General features: G+C 55.1%; 7 protein-coding genes and 1 tRNA gene. 4 read left to right on the top strand and 4 right to left on the bottom strand.

What is annotated here, in order from left to right; translation table 11 throughout:
* Positions 1-7: 7 nt before the first annotated feature.
* A tRNA-Ala gene (locus HQL56_05225) sits at positions 8-81 on the bottom strand.
* Between the two features lie 137 nt (positions 82-218).
* On the opposite strand from HQL56_05225, the gene HQL56_05220 reads away from it, so the two are divergent.
* From HQL56_05220 to HQL56_05205, 4 genes are read left to right on the top strand one after another with little or no spacing between them, the layout of a single operon-like run.
* Positions 219-1,463 (top strand): site-specific integrase, encoded by a 1,245-nt coding sequence (locus HQL56_05220; protein ID MBF0308911.1) that lies wholly within the window; start codon positions 219-221, stop codon positions 1,461-1,463.
* 58 nt (positions 1,464-1,521) lie between these two features.
* The gene (locus tag HQL56_05215) at positions 1,522-1,710 is read left to right on the top strand and encodes a type II toxin-antitoxin system HicA family toxin (GenBank protein MBF0308910.1); all 189 of its coding nucleotides are present in this window, start codon (positions 1,522-1,524) and stop codon (positions 1,708-1,710) included.
* A 2-nt stretch (positions 1,711-1,712) separates the two neighbouring features.
* Positions 1,713-2,105, top strand: a complete 393-nt coding sequence (locus HQL56_05210) for a type II toxin-antitoxin system HicB family antitoxin (protein MBF0308909.1) — start codon at positions 1,713-1,715, stop codon at positions 2,103-2,105.
* Positions 2,102-2,245, top strand: coding sequence for a hypothetical protein (locus HQL56_05205; GenBank protein MBF0308908.1), 144 nt, complete (start codon positions 2,102-2,104; stop codon positions 2,243-2,245). The genes HQL56_05210 and HQL56_05205 overlap by 4 nt, the downstream gene beginning before the upstream one ends.
* A gap of 58 nt (positions 2,246-2,303) precedes the next feature.
* Here HQL56_05205 and HQL56_05200 read toward each other — a convergent pair whose 3' ends face one another.
* The 3 genes from HQL56_05200 to HQL56_05190 are packed head-to-tail and all read right to left on the bottom strand — an operon-like array spanning position 2,304 to position 5,958.
* Positions 2,304-4,253, bottom strand: a complete 1,950-nt coding sequence (locus tag HQL56_05200; GenBank protein MBF0308907.1) for a DUF3732 domain-containing protein — start codon at positions 4,251-4,253, stop codon at positions 2,304-2,306.
* Positions 4,250-4,738 (bottom strand): hypothetical protein, encoded by a 489-nt coding sequence (locus tag HQL56_05195; protein ID MBF0308906.1) that lies wholly within the window; start codon positions 4,736-4,738, stop codon positions 4,250-4,252. The genes HQL56_05200 and HQL56_05195 overlap by 4 nt, the downstream gene beginning before the upstream one ends.
* A complete protein-coding gene (locus tag HQL56_05190) occupies positions 4,735-5,958 on the bottom strand; it encodes a hypothetical protein (GenBank protein ID MBF0308905.1) in 1,224 nt (407 codons plus the stop codon). Before HQL56_05190 ends, HQL56_05195 begins: the two co-directional genes overlap by 4 nt.
* Positions 5,959-6,000: the final 42 nt, after the last annotated feature.

The raw sequence follows: 6,000 nt of genomic DNA, 5'->3' as shown, positions 1-6,000 counted from the left end.
TTCTAAATGGTGGAGCTGAGGGGGATCGAACCCCTGACCTCTAGAGTGCGATTCTTGAGGTATGCCTTTCCTGGGGCTTCCGGCTCTCCCATTAAACCATAATAAACAAAGCAGTTTACCGCTTGCTGTTTCCCCCTGTTTCCCCTATTTTGAATCCTGCTGGGTACTATGTGGGTACTGGAAATCTCTCCAGTACCCAACTCCAGGGAGGGGAGACCATGGCCGTCAAGCTGACCAAGCGCATGTTGGATGCCACAGTGTCGGGGGAACAGGACGCTTACCTGTTTGACTCCGAAGTGACCGGCTTTGGCGTCAAGATTACCCCCACCGGGCGCAAGGTGTTCATCTGCCAGTACCGCGCCACCAACCAGAAGAAGCGCGTCACCATCGGCGTGTATGGCTCCCCTTGGACGGTAGACCTTGCCCGGCAAGAGGCCGTCCGTCTGCTGGGGATTGTGGCCGAGGGAGGCGACCCCGCCGCCGACAAAGCGCAAGCCAAAAACTCCCCCACCATGGCGGAACTCTGCGACACTTTTTTGCAAGAGGGGGTGGCGGACCAAAAGGCGTCCACCGTGGCCATAGAGCGCGGATATGTCGCCCGCCACGTCAAGCCATTGTTGGGCTCGAAACGAGCCGATCAAGTGACCAAGGCGGACATTCAACGCCTCATGGTGGCCATCGCCGAAGGTAAGACCGCCGTGGATGAAAAGACCGGACCCCGTGGCCGCGCCATCGTGACCGGGGGCAAGGTGACGGCGAACCGGGTTGTTGCACTGCTGGGAGGGGTGTTCACCTTCGCCATTGAACGCGGATTGCGGGCCAACAATCCCGCCCACGGGTTGAAAAAGTATCCCGAGCAAAAACGGGAACGCTTCCTTTCCGGGGAAGAACTCGCCCGGCTGGGGGAGGCGCTGCGGGAGGCGGAACAGGAGGGAGTGAATCCAACCGCCATCGCCGCCCTTCGGTTGCTGCTGCTGACCGGGATGCGCCGGGGCGAGGTGCTGACCCTGCAATGGTCCCATGTGGACTTCGAGCGGTCATGCTTGCGGCTGCCGGACTCCAAGACCGGGGCGAAGGCGGTTCACCTTGGGGCGGCGGCGCTGGAACTCCTGGCGGGGCTCCCCCGGATTCACGGGGAACCCTTCGTTTTTCCCGGTTCCATCCCCGGTCAACCCCTGGTGGGGCTCCCCCGCGTCTGGCTCAAGATTCGGGATCGGGCCGGACTCTCCGACGTTCGGATTCATGACACGCGCCACGGGTTCGCGTCGGTGGGCGTCACGTCCGGAATGGGGCTTCCCATCATTGGGGCGCTGCTGGGCCATACCCAAGCCAGCACGACGCAGCGGTACGCCCACCTGTCCGCCGATCCCCTCAAACTGGCCGCCGACCGCATTTCCGGAACCATCGCCGCCGCCCTGAACGGCGACAAGGCCGAAGTGATCCCCCTCAAAAAGGTGCGTTGATCATTCCCCGTGAACGATTTTCTTCCCTCTCCCCTCTGAATGTGTAAAGCTACACAATATGAACAGCGCGGACATCATCAAGCGACTTCTTGCCGAGGGCTGGGAATTGGTGGGCGGCAAGGGGAGCCATCAAAAATTCAGGCATCCCCTGAAACCCGGTCATGTGGTGGTTCCGCACCCCCGCAAGGATCTGGCATTGGGAGCGGCGAGGAACATCTTTCGGCAAGCCGGTTGGGAGTGGAGGTGAACATGCTTTATCCCGTGTACGTCCATCCAGGCGACCAGGACCACGCCCACGGCGTGACCGTCCCCGACTTCCCCGGCTGTTTTTCGGCGGCGGACGATTGGACGGACATTCCCGCCATGATCCAGGAGGCGGCGGAACTCTACTTTGATGGCGAGGCCATGGACATTCCCCCGCCCCGCCCGCTGGAGGAGTTGACCCGGCTGGAGGAGTTCCAGGGGGGCGTCTGGATGATGGTGGATATCGACACGACCCGCATCCGTCCCAAGGCGTTGCGGCTCAACATTTCCCTTCCTGAACCCCTGGTGCGGCGCATCGACGATTACGCCAAGGCGCATCACCTGACCCGATCCGGTTTCCTCGCCCGTGCGGCGGAAAGCGCGTTGCATCCCGAGTGACCCCCTATCCGGCGTGCGCCATCGTGGAGACCATCCTGCGCGGGGATTACCCCGACAGCATCAGCCTGGAAAAGCTGCGGGTGGGGATTCCGCTGGATTGGGAGGAGCAACATGACATGTTCGGCGTCCGGGCGGCGTGACGACTTGAGAGTTCCGTGCTGTCTGGACACAGTGACCGTGTGCTGGTCTACGAGAGGCTCATCCTTGGTTCCAATCTTCTGGAACTAGCGCTGGTGGTTTGGTCCATGGTTGTTCCACTAACGCACCCTGGAACCACGGCTCGCGAAGATTCGCGTGCTCAGTGACGATCAGCTGGAAACCAGGGGCGTCATCCTGCGTGAACTTAAGTAGCAACTTAAAAAGCCTCCGGACGGCCTCCATATCAGCGTCGGCCTCCGTCTTCTGGATCGTGCCGTCGGCTTCTTTGTAAACCGCCTCGGATGGGAAATAGACCTGAGTTGGCTGGTCAACCAATAGGAACTTCGGAATGGGGCGGTTATTCTTGACTGCGAATAGGTGCAGGGCTAGAAGTGCCGAGAGATGGTAGGCCAGATGGTTCTCACCACCGCCGGTTCTGCTCATAGGAACCGGGCGATCGGGCCGATCGAAGACGATCGTGATGTTGGCCAAGTCCAAACGCACTGGAAAATTTCGGAACTCTGCCTCGAACTTCTGGATGTATTGCGAAATATAAGAGGAGATGATGTTCAGTATAGATTTTAATCGTTCATTGCTGTCGTCCGCGCCGATTCTTTTTTCCAAACCCTCAACCTTTTGCTTGATTCGGCTGTACTCACCCTCAAGTTTAGCTAGCTCCTCGTTCGGTGAGATGTTTTCCAGAAATAGGCTAATACGACCAACAACCCGTGCTGCAGCATTGTTACGGTTGCCCATCTGAGCGATCTCATCATTAACCGCGATCACGGCAGAAAGCTCTGCTTCCTTTGCTTTGATAGCGGCAGAAATCTTCTGTGCCTCGGTATTCAGTTCGGAGAGGTAGGCATCTAGTTTGGGACGTTGGCCGGTAGCGATGCGCAATTCAACGTCAAGCGATTGCAGTTCATTGAGCAGGGCTATGGCGATGGGAGAATCCATCGCCAGGTTTCGCTCACTGAATGGCCACTGCCATTCGCCAGTGTCCGGGTTCCTCGGCAGTGCTTTGATAGAGGCCAACCGCTCCAATTGCTCTTTGGCTTCACTTTCGTAACCTCCTGCACGTTTGGAAAACTGTTGGGCAGCATCGATTCTGGCTTGCGCATTACGACGAGCAAGACGCAACTGCCCCAGCTCCTCCTCAAGACGAGAAATCCTGCTGCCATCGTCATCGGGAATCTTTTCGGGCCTCCAGGAAAGGGCAGCCCTCAAGGCTTCGATCATACCGATAGCATTAATATTAGGGTTGGCGTTGTCAGTCACTCCAACAGCCATTGCTTCGGAGTAAAGGCCGATTGCCTTCTCGTGCGCCGTGTCAATTGCATTTCGTGCCTGTTCGAGCAATTTCGTTTTGAGTTTAAGATCTCGCTTTGCTTCGCGCAGTTTGGATTCGAGTTCGTAGCGATCATCCGAGGAGACGCCTAACAGGATCGGCAATGTGTCTCGGATCGTCTGTGCCGGGTTGTACTCGTCTTGGTGATAGTAGAATAGTTGGTCCCTGTCGGCGACTAACCCATTCATCTGGAACAGGTAATAGAACGTGTGCTTAATGTTCGCATCGAAGCTAACCCGGCTGTGTTCAAGGGGTACATCAGTGCGATTTTCGGGGATACCGAGAAGACGAGAAAGTAAGGAGACGACAGCTTCGTCGTTTGAATTTACAACCAACTCATTAAACGGTAGAGGTTCTACATCTGTCCCTCTACGAATCAGCACGGTACTACAACTCTGTCCGCCATTGGGTGGCGTGGGTTTCGCAACAAGAACCTGCTCACGATTGAACTGATAGATGACAGCATACCAAGACACTTTGTCCCGAATAATACCTTCCGGAATATTGCATGTGGAACGTCCCATGCAGTACTCGATGATCTCAGATAGCGCCGACTTACCGGTCGACGACCGCCCTGTAATGACGTTCAGACCGTCTACTTTGAACTTCAGGTCGCGGCGCTGCCCACTGTTGCTATATATGTGGATAGATTTGATCTTCATGGGCGGATTCCGAAAGTCGTGTATATTGTCACCCGGTCTGTGACGCGTGCGAACTCTTTCCCGACAAAGCGGGCCACACGCTGGCAGGATATGATTTCCTCAGTTCCTATTTCCGACTGCCTAACCTTCTTGGGGATTGCCTTAAGACGACCTTCACCCGCAACTAAGATGCAGCCTCTTTCCATCAGCAGCCCGAAGCCTTCAAAAGTGTAGGGCAACATTGTGGTAACTCTGTCGGAGAACCCAACCTGCATTTGGGGGTACTTCTCCATGATATTCATGAGCTTGCTATGGGAACTATTGGCAATCAATTCACGCGAACCCTTGTGCAAACAAAGGGGAAGGACGAGCAGGGAGAGCGAGAAAGGCATGCCACGTAAGTCTTCTTTCTCGTAACCCTGCATTGCCCTGAACAAGACCAAGCCGCAGAAGGCAGGATTAAACAGGTTCCGTATCTCAAAAGGTCGTTGGTCCCAGCGTTTCATTTACTTACCCCTAAAATTTCTTCAAGTCGATCGAGGAATCGGGGGTGCCAATGAATCCTGGGGTTAGGTGCTTCATCAGCGAGGATGTGAAAAGAGCCGCGAGTAACGTACGGTTCAGTCACGCGTGCCCGGATGCGTAGTGATTCAATATTCCCGCTCTGCTGGTCTGCCCATTTATATAGTTCCTTTCCGGCTCGTTGCAGCACGTCTTCGGTGCTACTCTCCTCAATGTCTTCGAATACGACGTCCCTATAGCGACTCCATTCATCGACAAGCCGGGCTTCAAAGTTTTCGAACTCACCCGACACCAGAAGATTCTCTCGCGCCCACTCTGATCGTTGTTTAAATGCTCTATAGTAATCTAAAATCGCATTGCGGATGCGCCCGGAGGACACTCCGATTTCTCGCAGTTGAACTACGAAGATCCGGGGGTCGCTATTGGTGTCAATCTCTCCGGCAGGCTCGACCCCTCGGAACGTGATGGGTAGATTGTCCAGCCTATATTCCTCTGACATGGCAGAAAGCTTGTCCGAGACCTCATAGCCAAAAATCCCTCTGTCTCTGCTTTCAGTCAGATGCTTTATGACCGCGTCATTCCACCAACCCTCGAGTCGTTCGAATACTGCATGCCGGTGCTCGCGCCGAATGCTGCGCATGTGTCTGTCTTTGATTGTCTCCGGAATGCTCTCGATTCGGGTGCAGCCATCGAAAATCTGGATTCTGGCTAGGAAATCTTCCTTTTCCGTGGGGGACAATTTGTTAAACTCATTCGCAATGTCGCCAACTAAATCAGATCTTGACCTACTAAGAGCTTCTTCTGCCTGTTCGGTCAGCGTTTTTGTTTCATCACCCGTACCGCTCTGGACAGACAGGAACTCTTTCAGGAACGATGTTTCTGAAACTGTAGCGGTTGAGAACAAGAAGAAACGCAGGTTCGATGTGATGCGGCCGTCGCGCTTGTATCGCTCCAGCCATATGCGAACGGACTTCCAGAAATCGATGGACAAGTCGGTCAGGCGGTCGCCGGAAGCCTTGTGTTTAAGCGATGCAAGGGATTTGTTACCTTCATTGTCCACAAAATCCAGGTCATCATCTTTTTCTAGCAAGACGGCGGTGTCCTCTGGTAATTCCAGCAACCGGAGTAGGGCGAGTCGCGGCTGATAGAAGTACCCAAGACCCTGTTCTCTGGCCGAATATTTGTTGGCAGATGAGTCAGTCACGGACCTAACCATATGGATACCTGTTTACAATCACCAGCGACA

This window comes from Magnetococcales bacterium, from assembly GCA_015231925.1.
Classification (GTDB): domain Bacteria; phylum Pseudomonadota; class Magnetococcia; order Magnetococcales; family JADGAQ01; genus JADGAQ01.
Note: the sequence above shows the minus strand (reverse complement) of the source record. Positions and strands in the feature narration are given on the sequence as shown.